This window comes from Corynebacterium massiliense DSM 45435, from assembly GCF_028609805.1.
Lineage (GTDB): Bacteria > Actinomycetota > Actinomycetes > Mycobacteriales > Mycobacteriaceae > Corynebacterium > Corynebacterium massiliense.
Window position 1 is genome coordinate 311,884 of sequence record NZ_CP063189.1, and the last position, 16,177, is coordinate 328,060.

General features: G+C 65.8%; 9 protein-coding genes. 8 read left to right on the forward strand and 1 reads right to left on the reverse strand.

Annotated elements, in window-relative coordinates; translation table 11 throughout:
• Nucleotides 1-17 precede the first annotated feature (17 nt).
• The 3 genes from rplA (at nucleotide 18) to CMASS_RS01555 (ending at nucleotide 3,954) form a co-directional block, all read left to right on the forward strand.
• A complete protein-coding gene (gene rplA / locus CMASS_RS01545; RefSeq protein ID WP_022863427.1) occupies nucleotides 18-722 on the forward strand; it encodes a 50S ribosomal protein L1 in 705 nt (234 codons plus the stop codon).
• 161 nt (nucleotides 723-883) lie between these two features.
• Nucleotides 884-2,383 carry a succinic semialdehyde dehydrogenase gene (locus CMASS_RS01550; protein ID WP_033399651.1) on the forward strand — a complete coding sequence of 500 codons (1,500 nt, stop codon included), beginning with the start codon at nucleotides 884-886 and terminating at the stop codon, nucleotides 2,381-2,383.
• Nucleotides 2,384-2,421: 38 nt separating this feature from the next.
• A complete protein-coding gene (locus CMASS_RS01555) occupies nucleotides 2,422-3,954 on the forward strand; it encodes a phytoene desaturase family protein (protein WP_022863429.1) in 1,533 nt (510 codons plus the stop codon).
• Nucleotides 3,955-3,993: 39 nt separating this feature from the next.
• Here the strand turns inward: CMASS_RS01555 and CMASS_RS01560 are convergent, their stop codons facing one another.
• The gene (locus tag CMASS_RS01560) at nucleotides 3,994-5,442 is read right to left on the reverse strand and encodes a cryptochrome/photolyase family protein (RefSeq protein ID WP_051126867.1); all 1,449 of its coding nucleotides are present in this window, start codon (nucleotides 5,440-5,442) and stop codon (nucleotides 3,994-3,996) included.
• Between the two features lie 340 nt (nucleotides 5,443-5,782).
• Here CMASS_RS01560 and rplJ point away from each other — a divergent pair, with 340 nt between their 5' ends.
• The 5 genes from rplJ (at nucleotide 5,783) to CMASS_RS01590 (ending at nucleotide 16,116) form a co-directional block, all read left to right on the forward strand.
• Nucleotides 5,783-6,304: a 50S ribosomal protein L10 gene (gene rplJ, locus CMASS_RS01565; protein WP_022863431.1), complete on the forward strand. Its 522-nt coding sequence runs from the start codon at nucleotides 5,783-5,785 to the stop codon at nucleotides 6,302-6,304.
• A gap of 81 nt (nucleotides 6,305-6,385) precedes the next feature.
• Nucleotides 6,386-6,775 (forward strand): 50S ribosomal protein L7/L12, encoded by a 390-nt coding sequence (rplL, locus tag CMASS_RS01570; protein ID WP_022863432.1) that lies wholly within the window; start codon nucleotides 6,386-6,388, stop codon nucleotides 6,773-6,775.
• Nucleotides 6,776-6,869: 94 nt separating this feature from the next.
• The gene (gene pgfA / locus CMASS_RS01580) at nucleotides 6,870-8,267 is read left to right on the forward strand and encodes a cell envelope lipid trafficking protein PgfA (RefSeq protein WP_022863433.1); all 1,398 of its coding nucleotides are present in this window, start codon (nucleotides 6,870-6,872) and stop codon (nucleotides 8,265-8,267) included.
• Nucleotides 8,268-8,533: 266 nt separating this feature from the next.
• The gene (rpoB, locus tag CMASS_RS01585; protein ID WP_027018757.1) at nucleotides 8,534-12,031 is read left to right on the forward strand and encodes a DNA-directed RNA polymerase subunit beta; all 3,498 of its coding nucleotides are present in this window, start codon (nucleotides 8,534-8,536) and stop codon (nucleotides 12,029-12,031) included.
• 86 nt (nucleotides 12,032-12,117) lie between these two features.
• A complete protein-coding gene (locus CMASS_RS01590) occupies nucleotides 12,118-16,116 on the forward strand; it encodes a DNA-directed RNA polymerase subunit beta' (protein ID WP_027018758.1) in 3,999 nt (1,332 codons plus the stop codon).
• Nucleotides 16,117-16,177: the final 61 nt, after the last annotated feature.

A 16,177-nucleotide genomic window follows, 5' to 3' on the forward strand; every position in this document is an offset into this window, starting at 1 on the left:
GAAAAGGATTTAAGACTATGAGCACCAAGTCCAAGGCTTACAAGGCCGCGGCAGAAAAGATCGACTCCACCCGCCAGTACCGCCCGCTCGAGGCGGCTCAGCTGGCCAAGGAGACCTCCTCCAAGAACTTCGACGCCACCGTCGACGTTGCTTTCCGCTTGGGCGTTGACCCGCGCAAGGCTGACCAGCTGGTCCGCGGCACCGTCTCCCTGCCGAACGGCACCGGTAAGGACGTCCGCGTCGCCGTCTTCGCCGAGGGCGAGAAGGCCACCGAGGCGGAGCAGGCTGGCGCTGACATCGTCGGCACCGAGCAGCTGCTCGAGGCCATCAACGGCGGCAACCTCGACTTCGACGTTGCCATCGCCACCCCGGACCAGATGGCCAAGGTCGGCCGCGTCGCCCGCGTGCTGGGTCCGCGTGGTCTGATGCCGAACCCGAAGACCGGCACCGTCACCGCTGACGTTGCGAAGGCCATCAAGGAGGTCAAGGGCGGCAAGATCTCCTTCCGCGTGGACAAGGCAGGCAACCTGCACGCCCTCATCGGCAAGGCTTCCTTCGACGCCGACAAGCTGGCGGAGAACTACGGCGCGCTGATGGATGAGCTGCTGCGTCTCAAGCCGTCCGCAGCCAAGGGCGTCTACATCAAGAAGGCCACCATCTCCACCACCAACGGCCCGGGCATCCCGGTCGATGCGTCGGTGCAGAAGGACTACACCGCCTAAAAATGGTGACGGTGCTTGGGCACCGTGACTTTCTGAGAAGGCCTCGCCGAACTGGCGGGGCCTTTTCCCGTTTTCCGGCCGCCCCCAGCGTGCCGGGGGCCTAAACGCCCGTGCTTGTCGATGCCTCCCTTACCCCCGCGCCTCAGCCATACTGGGTGGCGATGACTACGACCGGAACCGGAACCGATAAGGCAATCGAGGTTACAAGCCCCGCGACGGGGCGTCGCCTCGGAGAAGTGCCGCGGCACAGCCGGGCTGAGACCCGTGCCGCGTTCGTGGCGGCGCGGCGGGCGCAGCGCAGCTGGGCTGAGGTGAGCGTGCGCCGGCGGCGCAAGGTTCTACTTGCCCTGCACGACCTCGTGCTCGAGCACCGAGACGAGATCATGGACCTCATCCAGGACGAAAACGGCAAGAGCCGGCTGAGCGCGTTCGAGGAGGTCCTCGACGTCGTCCTCACCTGCCGCTACTACGGCTACGCCGGCCCGCGCCTGCTGAAAGAGAAGCGGCGGCGCGGCCCGGTGCCGGTGTTTACCCGCACCCGCGAGCAGTACGCGCCCCGTGGCGTGGTGGGGATCATCGCGCCGTTCAACTACCCGTTCTCGCTGGCTTTAAGCGATGCCCTCGCCGCGCTTCTGGCCGGCAATGCGGTGGTCCTCAAACCCGATTCGCAGACGCCCCTGTCGGCGCTGCGCGGCCTGGAGCTTTTGCGCGAAGCCGGGCTGCCCGAAGGCGTCCTCCAGGTGGTCACCGGCGCCGGTGCGGAGGTGGGGCAAGAAATCGTCGCCCAGTGCGACTACCTCATGTTCACCGGCTCCACCGCGACGGGCGAGAAGCTCGCGCAGCAGGCCAGCGCACGGCTTATCGGCTGCTCGATGGAGCTGGGCGGCAAGAACCCGATGATCGTCGCCGACGACGCGGATTTGGATCGGGCGGTCGAGGGGGCGTGGGCCGCCTGCTTTAGCAACTCCGGGCAGCTGTGCATCTCGATCGAGCGCATCTACGTCCACCGCAAGGTAGCGGACGAATTCACCCGCCGGTTCGTCGCCCGAGTCGAGCAGATGCGGGTGGGCCCGGGCCACGACTGGGAGACCGACATGGGCTCGCAGATTTCACCGGAGCACACCGACAAGATCGCGGCATTCGTGGACGATGCCGTAGCCCACGGCGCCCGGGTACTCACCGGCGGGCGGCGGCTGCGTGAGCTTGGCGATGCCTTCTTCGCTCCCACCGTGCTTGCCGATGTCCCACCCACCGCCGACCTGTACTCGCAAGAGGTCTTCGGCCCCGTGGTTTATATCGAGGTGGTCGACTCGCTCGATGCTGCCGTCGACCGGGCCAATGACACCGAGTACGGCCTGAACGCGTCGGTGTGGGCGGCGCCGCGGACCGCGCGCGGGGTGGCCGAGCGTCTGCACGCCGGGACGGTCAACATCAACGAGGGGTACGCACCCGCCTGGTCCGCACTGGACGCCCCGATGGGTGGGTGGAAGAAGTCGGGGCTGGGCCGCCGCCACGGTGCGCACGGCCTGCTGAAATACACCGAGCAGCGCAACGTCACCCAGACCCGGTTTATCAACCTGCTAGCTAACCGGCTGCCCCGGCAGAAGTACGCGGATGCGATGGCCGCGGCGTTGCAGGCCGGGCGGCGTTTCCTGCGCTAGATAGCCCGCGGCCCGCGTCAAGGGAGGTAAGTGGTGTGATGAAAGCGGCGATTGTCGGCGCCGGGCCGAACGGCCTGACCGCGGCGGCGCGGTTGGCCCGCGCCGGCTGGCAGGTTGAGGTCTTCGAGGCAGCGCCCACGCCCGGGGGAGCGGCCCGATCCTCGCGCGACGCGCTCGGCCCCGGGACCATCGTCGACCACGGCGCGGCCGCCCACCCCTTCGGCGTGGTCAGCCCCGCCTTCCGCTCGCTCGACCTGGAGCGCCACGGAGTGGAGTGGTTGCACCCGCGCTACGCGCTGGCCCACCCACTGCCGGATCCGATTGCCCGGGAACTCGGCAGTGGCGCCCGGGCCGCCTTCTTGCACCGCACGGTCGAGGAGACCGCCGCCCAGTTTTCCGCGCGTGGGGATTCGCGCGCGTTCGCGGCCCTGCACGCCCCGGTCGCCCGCTCGCTGGAAGACATCCTGCCTGCCGCTTTGTCGCCATCCGCGGCAGTGCAGAACCCGGCGAAGGCACTCGCAGATCCCGCTGCTGCCGCCGCGCTTGTGCGGTTCGGCCTCCGCGCGGCCTGGCCGGCGCGGGCACTGGGGCGCGCCGCGTTCCGTGGCGAGGCGGCTAGGGCCCTTTTAGCGGGGTCCGCGGCGCACGCGATCACCCCACCGTCGCGCGCGCTGACGGCGAGCATCGGGGTGCTCTTCGGCGCGCTGGGGATGGCCTCCGGGTGGCCGGTGGCCCGCGGTGGCTCCCAGGCGATTGTCGATGCTTTGTGCCGCGTCATCGCCAGGCACGGCGGCAGCATCCACTGCGGGCAGCGCGTAACCGACATCGCGCAGGTGGGCGCGGCGGACGCGGTCATCCTCGACGTCTCGCCCCGTGGGGCACTCACCATGGGCGGGATGAACCTCCCGCCGCGGGTAAAGCGACAGTTTCGTCGCTGGCGCTTCGGCCCCGGCGTGTACAAGGTGGATTATCTTCTGGATGGTGCGGTGCCGTGGGCCGACCCGCGGGTCGGTGAGGCCGGCACGGTCCACGTGGGAGGCACAGCGGACGACATCGACCGCGCCGAGCGCCACGTGGCCGCAAGGCACCTGCCGCAGCGCCCCTTCGTCATGGCCTGCCAGCAGGCGGCGGCTGACCCGTCCCGCGGCCCGGTGCTGTGGACGTACGCGCACGTGCCCCACGGGTACCGCGAGGCGTACCCTGGCGAGGTGGCGGGGCTCATCGAGAAGCAGATTGAGCGCTTCGCTCCCGGCTTCCGCGACCGCATTCGGCGGCGCCGGATCACCACGCCGGCGCAGCTGGAGGCGTGGGACGCGAACCTGGTGGGCGGGGATATTGCAGCCGGGGCGATGAGCGGCCTGCAGATGATCGCCCGGCCCGGCCTCACCCTGGATCCCTACCGGGTGGCGGGGCCGGACCGGACGCCGCCCGGGGTGGGGCCGGTCTACCTGTGCTCGGCGGCTACCCCGCCGGGCGGGGGAGTCCACGGCATGGGCGGATGGAACGCGGCCCACGCCGTGCTTGCCGATGCCGTGCTTGCCGGTGCCGCACTCACCCCACCGTCTTTCTAGACGCGTTTCCGTCCCGCCACGCGTGCGGGCGGCGGTGCCTTAAGTACCTGCCGGCGGCGTTTCGTTTTTGTGTGCTTTGACCTCCCCATACGCGTCCAACGCCGCCCGGCGGGAGTGCTTGAGATCCACGATGGGCTCGGCCGGCATAGCGGGATCGAGCGGTGGCACCCACGTGGCGATGTACTCGCCGTGCGGGTCGAAGCGCTTGGCCTGAGCTTCGGGGTTGAAGATGCGGAAGTAGGGCGCGGCATCGTCGCCGCAGCCGGCCACCCACTGCCAGTTGAACGCGTTCGCGGCCGGGTCGGCGTCCACCAGGCAGTCCCAGAACCACTCCTCGCCGTGGCGCCAGTGGATGCCTAGGTTCTTGGTCAGGAAGGAACCGACGACCATGCGCACCCGGTTGTGCATGTACCCGGTGTGCCAGAGCTCGCGCATGCCGGCATCGACAAGCGAAATGCCCGTGGTGCCGCTCCGCCACGCGCCGAGGTGCTCCAGCCATTGCTCAGAGGAGTCGCGGGGCAGGCGCGGATCCCGGCCGCCGGCACTTGCTTCCGCCAGCTCGCCGTCCCGCCAGGCCCAGTCGAAGTGATCGAACTGGCGGCGCACGTTCACCCGGTGCAGCTCGGGGTTGTAAAAGAGGCGGTGCCACGCGAAGTCGCGCCACAGGAGTTCGTCGCGGAACTTCTCCACGTCATCGGCCGGCGGCAGCGTCCCGTCGGGGCCGGGCGTGTCGAGGGCTTCCTCCGCGGCTGCCCAGATCTCGCGCGGGGAAATGTCGCCGCTGGCCAGGTGCGGCGACAGGTGGGAGGTCGCATCCTGGGCGGGGACGTCGCGGTCCGCGCCGTAGGAGGAAATCTCGCCCATAAACTCCTCGAGCCGCTTGCGCGCGCCGGCCTCTCCCGGGGCCCAGTGTTCCGCAAGCCCCGTCGCCCACGCGGGGGAGGGGGCTTCGCCCAGCTCGTCGGGCTCGACGTCCGCTCCGGAAAGATCGGGGATGGGCAGCGGGGCATCGTCACGCACCTGCAGGCGCGCCGCCTCGGAAAACGGGGTGAACACACGGAACGGGTCGCCCGCCTTGGTGGTGACCTCCCACGGCTCCACGAGCGTGAACCCGGGGTGGGAGGCGACGTCGATGCCGCGGTCGCGCAGGGTGGCTTTGACCTCGGCGTCGATATCGCGCAGCGGCTCGTGGTAGCGGCGCGACCAGCTGACGGCATCTACGCCCAAAGAGTCGCAGAGCTCGGGCAGGACGGTGCGGGCATCGCCACGCCGGCGCAGAAGCGGCACCCCGCGGCGCCCCAGATCGGCGGCTAGGGCCCGGATGGACTGCTCGCGCCACCACGTGGCCGCGGCCCCCAAGGGGCGTGCGGGGCTGGGCGCGGGCTCGTCGATGAGGAGCGCGACTACGGGACCGCGTTTGGCCGCCCACGTCAGCGCGGCATTGTCGTGTAACCGCAGGTCATTACGGAACCACATCAAGGCTGGCATGCGCGCCACGATAGCAACCGCGGGGTGGGCGAATCGCGGATTTTGTTGCTGTGCTATGCCGCTGCTACAGTAATCGTCGAAGTTTGAACGGAAGCCGGGCTCCGGTTTCCGCGCTCAAGTTTCACCGAAGACCGTCGGTCATCCGAATAATCGGATCGAAGGTTCCCAATCTTGTAAGGGACGGCCCACGCAGGAGACACTTGTGCACCTCTTTTGAAGTTGTGCGCCCTGTGCTCTTGCACGGGGCTTTTTGCTTGTCGGGCGGCTGCACGCCGCTGGCAGGGAAAGCTCCGGCGGGGAAAACAAAAGAGAAGTTGTGGAAGGAGGCGAGAGGCTTAACATGGCAAACCCGAAGAACGAAACAGAGCTTGCACTGCTGCGGGAGAAGATCGATGGCGCAGATTCCATCTTCGTCACCGAGTACCGCGGCCTGACCGTGCCCCAGCTGCAGGAGCTGCGTCACAACCTCGGTTTTGACGTTGAGTACTCCGTCGCCAAGAACACCCTTTTCAAGATCGCTGCTAACGACGCTGGCATCGAGGGTCTCGACGACTACCTGACCGGCCCGTCCGCCTTCGCCTTTGTTAAGGGCGAGGCAGTCGACGCCGCCAAGGTCATGAAGAAGTTCGGCGAGGACAACGACGCCTTCATCGTCAAGGGCGGCTACATGGACGGCGACGCCCTGTCTGCCGACCAGGTCAAGGCAATCGCCGATCTTGATAACCGCGAGACCACGCTGGCAAAGCTGGCTGGCGCAATGAAGGGCAACTTGGCAAAGGCTGCTGCCGTATTCAACGCACCTGCTACCAAGATGGCCCGCCTCGGCAAGGCGCTCGAGGACAAGAAGCAGGACGAAGGCTAAAAAGCCTACTCACTCAATGCACTACATACTCCGCGGGTTGGTCGCGGGGTAGACACAGCAACAAAAGAAAGGATGCCTATCATGGCTAAGCTCTCCAAGGACGAGCTCATTGAAGCTTTCAAGGAAATGACCCTCATCGAGCTTTCCGACTTCGTTAAGGAGTTCGAGGAGGTCTTCGACGTTGAGGCTGCTGCACCGGCTGCTGTCGCCGCTGCTCCGGCTGCTGGCGCCGAGGGTGGCGCTCCGGCTGAGGAGAAGGACGAGTTCGACGTCGTCCTGACCGACGTCGGCGGCAAGAAAATTGGCGTCATTAAGGCCGTCCGCGAGATCGTCTCCGGCCTGGGCCTGAAGGAAGCCAAGGAAATGGTCGAGGGTACCCCGAAGGCCATCCTCGAGGGCGCCAACAAGGAAGACGCCGAGGCTGCCAAGACCAAGCTCGAGGAAGCTGGCGCTACCGTCGAGCTCAAGTAAGCTCGTCGCCGCATAACAACTGCGGATTTTCGCCCGCAGGCACTGGGTGCGCCCCAGGCCTGCGGGCTTTTTTGATCCGTTAGACTATGACCCCATGTTGCCCAAGTCCCGAATCTGGTCCGTGCTGGTCCTCGGCCTCGGCGTCGCCCTGCTTGCCGCGGCGATCAGCGCGGGCAGCTTTCTCAACTTCTCGCCCCGCCTCCCGCTCGACGCGCAGCGGACGACCTGGACCCTGCACGACGATTCGGGCCGGGCGCTCGTCGTCGGTGGTGGCGAGGAGAACGCGGACGCGGACGCGTCCGACAAGCCCGCGGAGCCGCATTCCCCGGAGGGGCCGGATTCGCCGGACGAGCAGGGGGCTCCGGAGGAGGCGGAAGCGCCGGAGGACGCGGAAGCGCCGGCTGAGTCGAAGGATGCCGGGGAGCACGATGCCCTTGCCGACGAGGGTAGTGACGCGGTGCCTGGCAATGCCCCGGAGGGTGAGCAGCCAGAAGGTGAGCAGCCGGAAAGTGAGCAGCCGGAAGGCGAGCAGCCCGCGGCTGACAAACCTGAGGGAGACAAGCCCGAGGGTGACAAGCCCGAGGGTGATAAACCGGCCGCGCCAAAGGGGCCAGAAATCTACGAGGGCCCGCTGACATACCAGCTGCACATGAACATTGGAGAGCAGTCCGACGCGAAGACCGCGCAGGTGCGCGTGGGAGAGACCACCGTGCGTGGCGATGACCCGAGTGCCAAGCAGGACGTGAAAAATCTTTACAGCGCGCGGGTGTGGTCGTACGTCATCGACCGCGAGACGGGCGAGGCCGAGGAACCGGCGAAGCTAACCCACACCATCGCCATGCCCGAGTCCGAGGTGGACGTGGACGGCTACTGGCTGAAGTTCCCGGCGCACGCGGAAAAAACCAACTACCCGGTCTTTGATCCGACGTTGCGGCAAGCGCGGGAGGCCGTCTTCGCGGAGGAGACCGAGATCGAGGGGCGGACCGTGTACCGGTACCACCAGGAGTTCGAGCCGGAGAACGTGGCGAAGCTGTATGCCGGGATGTTGAACACCACCTCGCTTCCCACCCCGGAGGGCGGCAGCGAGCAAGGGTTCCTCTTCCACGGGGCCAGCAACGACTTCTTCGTTGATCAGGAAACCGGGATGCTGGTCGGCATGGACGTCGACATCGATGATTACTACGGGACCGGTGACGGCGAGCGCGCCTACGATGCGCTACAGTTTGCCGGTAGCACCTCCGAGGAAGACCGCGCGGCCTTCCTCGAGCAGGCAGCGGATATCCCCGACCAGACCGCGGCGCGCATAGCTCGGTGGGCCGTAGGCGGCTTGGGCGGTCTGCTGACCCTCCTCGGGCTGCTCGGCGCGCTGGGTGCATTCGGTCGCCGGGGAGGAAACTCTTCCGGGCGGAAAGGCCAGGATCGCGCGGCAGGCCACGGCGGGCGGACCGGAAATGCCCGGTCGGTAGGCAACGCCCGACCAGTGCGGCGATAGGAAAAAGACGCCGGGTTCGACAGCGCTAATGCCCGTGTGGTAGGGCGTCACTTTACACGCGGCCGAAAGTCCTATAGGCTGTTTCTTTGCGCTGGAACCCGGTTTGTGGTTGCTCATTTAGCCTTGTTGGGCGGTGATGGGAAAGCCGACTTGACAAGGTGATTTTGTGCTATCTGCGGCCGGTGGTTCCACAGCAGACCGAATGCTAAATCTACCAGCGGTTTTGTGGACAAACGCCCGTCGAAATGGTCCACAATCCGCGTGAGGTGCTGGAAGGACCCATCTTGGCAGTCTCCCGCCAGACCAAGGCAGTAACTGACATCCCCGGAACCCCGAAGCGTTACTCGTTCGCCAAGATCAGCGAACCCATCGCCGTCCCGGGGCTTCTTAACGTTCAATTAGATTCTTTCGCATGGCTCGTCGGCGACCCGGAGTGGCGCGAGCGAGAGCAGGCCGAGCGCGGCGACGATACGCCGGTTACCTCGGGCCTGGAGGACATCCTCGAGGAGCTTTCCCCGATCGAGGACTACTCCGGCAACATGTCGCTGTCCTTGTCGGAGCCGCGCTTCGAGCCGGTCAAGTACACGGTAGACGAGTGCAAAGAAAAGGACATTAACTACTCCGCGCCCCTCTACGTCACCGCGGAGTTCATTAACAACGACTCGCAGGAGATCAAGTCCCAGACGGTCTTCATCGGTGACTTCCCGATCATGACCGACCGGGGCACCTTCATCGTTAACGGTACCGAGCGTGTCATCGTCTCCCAGCTGGTCCGCTCGCCGGGCGTGTACTTCGACCAGAGCATCGATAAGTCCACCGAGCGCCCGCTGCACTCCGTGAAGGTCATCCCGTCCCGCGGTGCATGGCTCGAGTTCGACGTGGACAAACGCGATACCGTCGGCGTCCGCATCGACCGCAAGCGCCGCCAGCCGGTCACCGTACTGCTGAAGGCGCTGGGTTGGACCGAGGAGGAGATCCGCGATCGCTTCGGCTTCTCCGAGCTGATGATGTCCACCCTGGACAACGACGGCATCGCCGGCACCGATGAGGCCCTGCTGGAGATCTACCGCAAGCAGCGCCCGGGTGAGCAGCCGACCCGCGAGCTCGCGCAGTCGCTGCTGGACAACTCCTTCTTCCGTGCAAAGCGCTACGACCTGGCCAAGGTCGGCCGTTACAAGATGAACCGCAAGCTCGGCCTGGGCGGCGACCACGAGGGTCTGTCCACCCTGACCGAGGAAGACATCGCGGTCACCCTGGAGTACCTGGTGCGCCTGCACGAGGGCGAGCGTGAGATGAAGGCGCCGAACGGCGAGATGATCCCGCTGGCCACCGACGACATCGACCACTTCGGCAACCGCCGCCTGCGTACCGTGGGCGAGCTGGTGCAGAACCAGGTCCGCGTCGGCCTGTCCCGCATGGAGCGCGTCGTGCGCGAGCGCATGACCACCCAGGACGCCGAGTCCATCACGCCGACCTCCCTCATCAACGTGCGTCCGGTGTCTGCGTCCATCCGCGAGTTCTTCGGTACCTCGCAGCTGTCGCAGTTTATGGACCAGAACAACTCCCTGTCCGGCCTGACCCACAAGCGTCGCCTGTCTGCGCTGGGTCCGGGCGGCCTGTCCCGTGAGCGCGCCGGCATTGAGGTCCGAGACGTCCACCCGTCGCACTACGGCCGCATGTGCCCGGTGGAGACGCCGGAGGGTCCGAACATCGGTCTGATCGGCTCCCTCGCCTCCTACGCGCGCGTGAACTCCTTCGGCTTCATCGAAACGCCGTACCGCAAGGTCGTGGACGGCAAGATCACTGACCAGGTCGAGTACCTGAGCGCTGATGAAGAGGATCGCTTCGCTATCGCCCAGGCTGAGGTCGAGCAGGACGCCGAGGGAAACATCACCGGCGACCGTATTGAGGTTCGCCTCCGCGACGGTGACATCGGAGTGACCGACGCCAACGGCGTCGACTACGTGGACGTGTCCGCGCGTCAGATGGTCTCGGTTGCAACCGCGATGATTCCGTTCCTGGAGCACGACGATGCGAACCGTGCGCTCATGGGTGCGAACATGCAGCGCCAGGCGGTCCCGCTGGTCCGCTCCGAGGCGCCGTTCGTCGGTACCGGCATGGAGCGCCGCGCCGCCTACGACGCCGGCGATCTGGTTATCGCCCCGAAGGCCGGTGTGGTGGAAAACGTCACTGCTGACTTCATCACCATCATGGATGACGAGGGCCAGCGTGACACCTTCATGCTGCGCAAGTTCGAGCGCACCAACCAGGGCACCAACTACAACCAGACTCCGCTGGTCAGCATGGGCGAGCGCGTCGAGGCTGGTCAGGTGCTGGCCGATGGTCCGGGTACCAACAACGGCGAGATGTCGCTCGGCCGCAACATGCTGGTCGCGTTCATGCCGTGGGAAGGCCACAACTACGAGGACGCGATCATCGTCAACCAGTCGATCGTGGAGCAGGACATCCTGACGTCCGTCCACATCGAGGAGCACGAGATCGACGCCCGCGACACCAAGCTGGGTGCCGAGGAAATCACGCGCGAGATCCCGAACGTCTCCGAGGACGTGCTCAGCGATCTCGACGAGCGCGGCATCGTCCGCATCGGCGCGGACGTGCGTGCCGGCGACATCCTCGTGGGCAAGGTCACCCCGAAGGGTGAGACCGAGCTGACCCCGGAGGAGCGCCTGCTGCGCGCCATCTTCGGCGAGAAGGCCCGCGAAGTCCGCGATACCTCCATGAAGGTGCCGCACGGCGAGACCGGCAAGGTCATCGGCGTCGCCCGCTTCTCCCGCGAGGACGACGACGATCTGTCCCCGGGCGTCAACGAGATGATCCGCGTCTACGTTGCGCAGAAGCGCAAGATCCAGGACGGCGATAAGCTCGCCGGCCGCCACGGCAACAAGGGTGTTGTGGGCAAGATCCTGCCGCCGGAGGACATGCCGTTCATGGCTGACGGCACCCCGGTCGATGTCATCCTGAACACCCACGGTGTTCCGCGTCGTATGAACATCGGTCAGGTTCTGGAGCTGCACCTGGGCTGGCTGGCCAAGGCCGGCTGGAAGGTCGACACCGAGGATCCCCGCAACGAGGAGATCCTGAAGACCCTGCCGGAGGAGCTCTACGACGTTCCGCCGAACTCCCTGGCTGCCACGCCGGTCTTCGACGGTGCGACCAACGAGGAGCTGTCGGCGCTGCTGCGTTCGTCCAAGCCGAACCGCGATGGTGACGTGCTGGTCGATGAAAACGGTAAGGCCACGCTTTTCGATGGCCGCTCCGGTGAGCCGTACATGTACCCGGTTTCGGTCGGCTACATGTACATCCTCAAGCTGCACCACCTCATCGACGAAAAGATCCACGCCCGTTCCACCGGCCCGTACTCCATGATTACCCAGCAGCCGCTGGGTGGTAAGGCGCAGTTCGGTGGCCAGCGCTTCGGCGAGATGGAGGTGTGGGCAATGCAGGCGTACGGCGCCGCCTACACCCTGCAGGAGCTGCTCACCATCAAGTCGGATGACGTGGTCGGCCGTGTCAAGGTCTACGAAGCAATTGTCAAGGGCGACAACATCCCGGATCCGGGCATCCCGGAGTCCTTCAAGGTGTTGCTCAAGGAGCTGCAGTCGCTGTGCCTGAACGTGGAGGTTTTGTCCACCGACGGCACGCCGATGGAGCTGTCCGGCTCGGACGATGACGATATGGAATCCGGTTCCTCGTTGGGCATCAACCTGTCCCACGATGAGGGCGCCGCTCCTGACATCGCCTAGCTAGCCTCGCCCCACAAGGCACAACTCATTTCCCACTGAAAACGCCACCAACTTCCTCCACCCGGAGGATGAAAGGGAGAATTTACGTGTTCGACGTAAACCTCTTTGACGAGCTCCGCATCGGCCTTGCCACCGCCGAAGACATCCGCCGGTGGTCCAAGGGCGAGGTCAAGAAGCCTGAGACCATCAACTACCGCACCCTCAAGCCGGAGAAGGACGGCCTGTTCTGCGAGCGCATCTTCGGCCCGACCCGTGACTGGGAGTGCGCCTGCGGCAAGTACAAGCGCGTGCGCTACAAGGGCATCATCTGTGAGCGCTGCGGTGTCGAGGTGACCAAGTCCAAGGTGCGCCGTGAGCGCATGGGCCACATCGAGCTGGCCGCCCCGGTCACCCACATCTGGTACTTCAAGGGCGTCCCGTCCCGTCTGGGCTACCTGCTGGATCTCGCCCCGAAGGACCTCGAGCGCATCATCTACTTCGCGGCGAACATCGTCACGTCCGTCGACGAAGAGGCGCGCCACAACGACCAGTCCACTCTGGAAGCAGAGATGCTGCTGGAGAAGAAGGACGTCGAGGACGACACCAACTCCGAGATCGAAGAGCGGGCGTCCAAGCTCGAGCAGGATCTCGCGGAGCTGGAAGAGTCCGGCGCCAAGGCGGACGCACGCAACAAGGTCAAGCGTGCCGCTGAGAAGGAGATGCAGCAGATCCGCGAGCGCGGCGAGCGCGAGGTCGAGCGCCTCGACGAGATCTGGAACACCTTCCTCAAGCTCGAGCCGAAGCAGATGATCATCGACGAGACCATCTACGAAGAGCTCGTCGACCGCTACGAGGACTACTTCACCGGCGGCATGGGCGCCGAAGCCCTGCAGACGCTGATCCGCAACTTCGACCTCGAGTCCGAGGCCGAGGAGCTGCGCGAGGTCATCAACAACGGCAAGGGCCAGAAGAAGATGCGCGCGCTCAAGCGCCTCAAGGTCGTCGCTGCCTTCCTGCGTTCCGGCAACGACCCGGCCGGCATGGTCCTGGATGCGATCCCGGTGATCCCGCCGGAGCTGCGCCCGATGGTGCAGCTCGATGGTGGCCGTTTCGCCACCTCGGATCTCAATGACCTGTACCGCCGCGTGATCAACCGCAACAACCGCCTGAAGCGCATGATCGATCTCGGCGCGCCGGAGATCATCGTCAACAACGAGAAGCGCATGCTGCAGGAGTCGGTGGACGCGCTGTTCGACAACGGCCGCCGCGGCCGTCCGGTCACCGGCCCGGGCAACCGTCCGCTGAAGTCCCTGTCTGACCTCCTCAAGGGCAAGCAGGGCCGCTTCCGCCAGAACCTGCTGGGTAAGCGTGTGGACTACTCCGGCCGTTCGGTCATTATTACCGGCCCGCAGCTCAAGCTGCACGAGTGCGGTCTGCCGAAGCTCATGGCGCTCGAGCTGTTCAAGCCGTTCGTCATGAAGCGCCTGGTGGAAAACGACTACGCGCAGAACATCAAGTCCGCCAAGCGCATGGTCGAGCGCCAGCGCTCCGAGGTGTGGGACGTTCTGGAAGAGGCAATTTCGGAGCACCCGGTTCTGCTGAACCGTGCGCCGACCCTGCACCGTCTGGGCATCCAGGCCTTCGAGCCGATCCTGGTCGAGGGTAAGGCCATCCAGCTGCACCCGCTGGCGTGTGAGGCGTTCAACGCCGACTTCGACGGTGACCAGATGGCTGTTCACCTCCCGCTGTCGGCGGAGGCGCAGGCCGAGGCACGCGTGCTCATGCTCGCGTCCAACAACATCCTGTCCCCGGCGTCCGGTAAGCCGCTGGCTATGCCGCGTCTGGACATGGTGACCGGCCTGTACTACCTCACCATGGACAAGTCCGAGGACGAGATCGGCGGCGAAGGTCGCTACCAGGAGGCCACCGAGGACCGTCCGGCGCAGGGCATTTACTCGTCCTACGCTGAGGCGATTATGGCGCGCGACCGCGGCGTACTGGGCCTGCAGGCCCCGATCCAGGTCCGCATCTCCCACCTGCGTCCGCCGAAGGATGTCGAGGCGGAGCAGTTCCCCGACGGCTGGGAGCGCGGCCAGGAGTGGACCGCGCGCACCACGCTCGGCCGCATCATGTTCAACGAGCTGCTGCCGTGGAACTACCCGTACCTCGAGGGCATAATGGTCCGTAAGGGCGGCGGCGACGGCAAGGTGCTCATCGGTGACGTCATCAACGACCTGGCGGTCAAGTACCCGATGATCACCGTGGCCCAGGTGCTGGACAACATGAAGGACGCCGGCTTCTACTGGGCTACCCGCTCGGGCGTGACCATCACCATGTCGGACGTTCTGGTCCTGCCGAACAAGACGGAGATCCTCGAGTCTTACGAGAAGGAAGCCGAGCGCATCGAGCGCAAGTACTGGGACCAGGGTGCCCTGACCGAGCGCGAGCGCTACGACCGCCTGGTTGAGCTGTGGAAGGACGCCACGGACACCGTGGGTCAGGCCGTGGAGGACCTCTACCCGGACGACAACCCGATTCCGATGATTGTGAAGTCCGGTGCTGCCGGTAACATGCGTCAGATCTGGACGCTGGCCGGCATGAAGGGCATGGTCGTGAACTCCAAGGGTGACTACATCACCCGTCCGATTAAGACCTCCTTCCGCGAAGGTCTGTCGGTGTTGGAGTACTTCAACAACTCGCACGGTTCCCGCAAGGGCCTGGCCGATACCGCGCTGCGTACCGCCGACTCGGGTTACCTCACCCGTCGTCTGGTCGACGTCGCCCAGGACGTCATCGTCCGCGAAGAGGACTGTGGCACCCGCCAGGGTGTGCGCGTCCCGATCGCGGAGGAGGTCTCCGAGGGCAAGTTCCAGGTCCACGATCTGTGGGAGACTTCGGCTTCCGGCCGCGTTGTGGCCTCCGACGTCAAGGACGGCGAGGGCAACGTGGTTGCCGAGGCCGGCGCGGAGCTGAGCGATGAGCTGACCGACAAGCTCATCGCGGCTGGCGTCACCGAAATCAAGGTCCGCTCCGTGCTGACCTGCCAGACCCCGGCCGGTGTCTGCGCGAAGTGCTACGGCAAGTCCATGGCCTCTGGCCAGCTGGTGGACATCGGCGAGGCTGTCGGCATCGTCGCCGCCCAGTCCATTGGTGAGCCGGGTACCCAGCTGACCATGCGTACGTTCCACCAGGGTGGTGTCGGTGGCGACATTACTGGTGGTCTGCCGCGTGTCCAGGAACTCTTCGAGGCCCGTAACCCGAAGAACCGCGCCCCGATCGCGTCCGTGGCGGGTACCGTCTCGCTGTCGGACGAGGGCAACTTCTGGACCCTGACCATTACCCCGGACGACGGTTCAGACAACGTGGTCTACGAGAAGCTGTCCAAGCGGCAGGGCCTGGCTCAGGTGCGCCGCCCGATGGAGTCCAACCCGGACGCCATGATCGAGCGTTCCCTGCGCGACGGCGACCACGTCGAGGTGGGCGAGCGCCTCATGCGCGGCGCTGCGGATCCGCACGACGTGCTCGAGGTCCTTGGCCGTCGTGGTGTGGAAAAGCACCTCATCGACGAGGTTCAGGCCGTCTACCGCACCCAGGGTGTGGCCATTCACGACAAGCACATCGAGATCATCATCCGTCAGATGCTGCGTCGTGGCACGGTCATCGAGGCGGGCTCCACGGAGTTCCTGCCGGGCTCCCTGGTGGACCTGTCCGAGGCGAAGCAGATCAACGCCGCGCAGGTCGCCGAGGGCGGCGAGCCGGCACAGCTGCGCTCGGAGATCATGGGTATTACCAAGGCGTCCCTGGCTACCGAGTCCTGGCTGTCCGCGGCCTCCTTCCAGGAGACCACCCGCGTTCTTACCGATGCCGCCATCAACAAGCGCTCCGATAAGCTCATCGGCCTGAAGGAGAACGTCATCATCGGTAAGCTCATCCCGGCTGGTACGGGTATCTCGCGGTACCGCAACATCTCGGTCAAGCCGACCGAGGCGGCGCGCAACTCCGCGTACTCCATCCCGACCTACGGGGATTCCATCTATGGCGACGAGGGCTTCGGTGAGTACACCGGTGCCTCCGTTCCGCTGGATGAGGACTTCACCCTCAACTAATCCGGCACGCGCCTAGCATTCGGTAACGGGCAACGCCCCGCCGTTCCACTCACCACGGGTG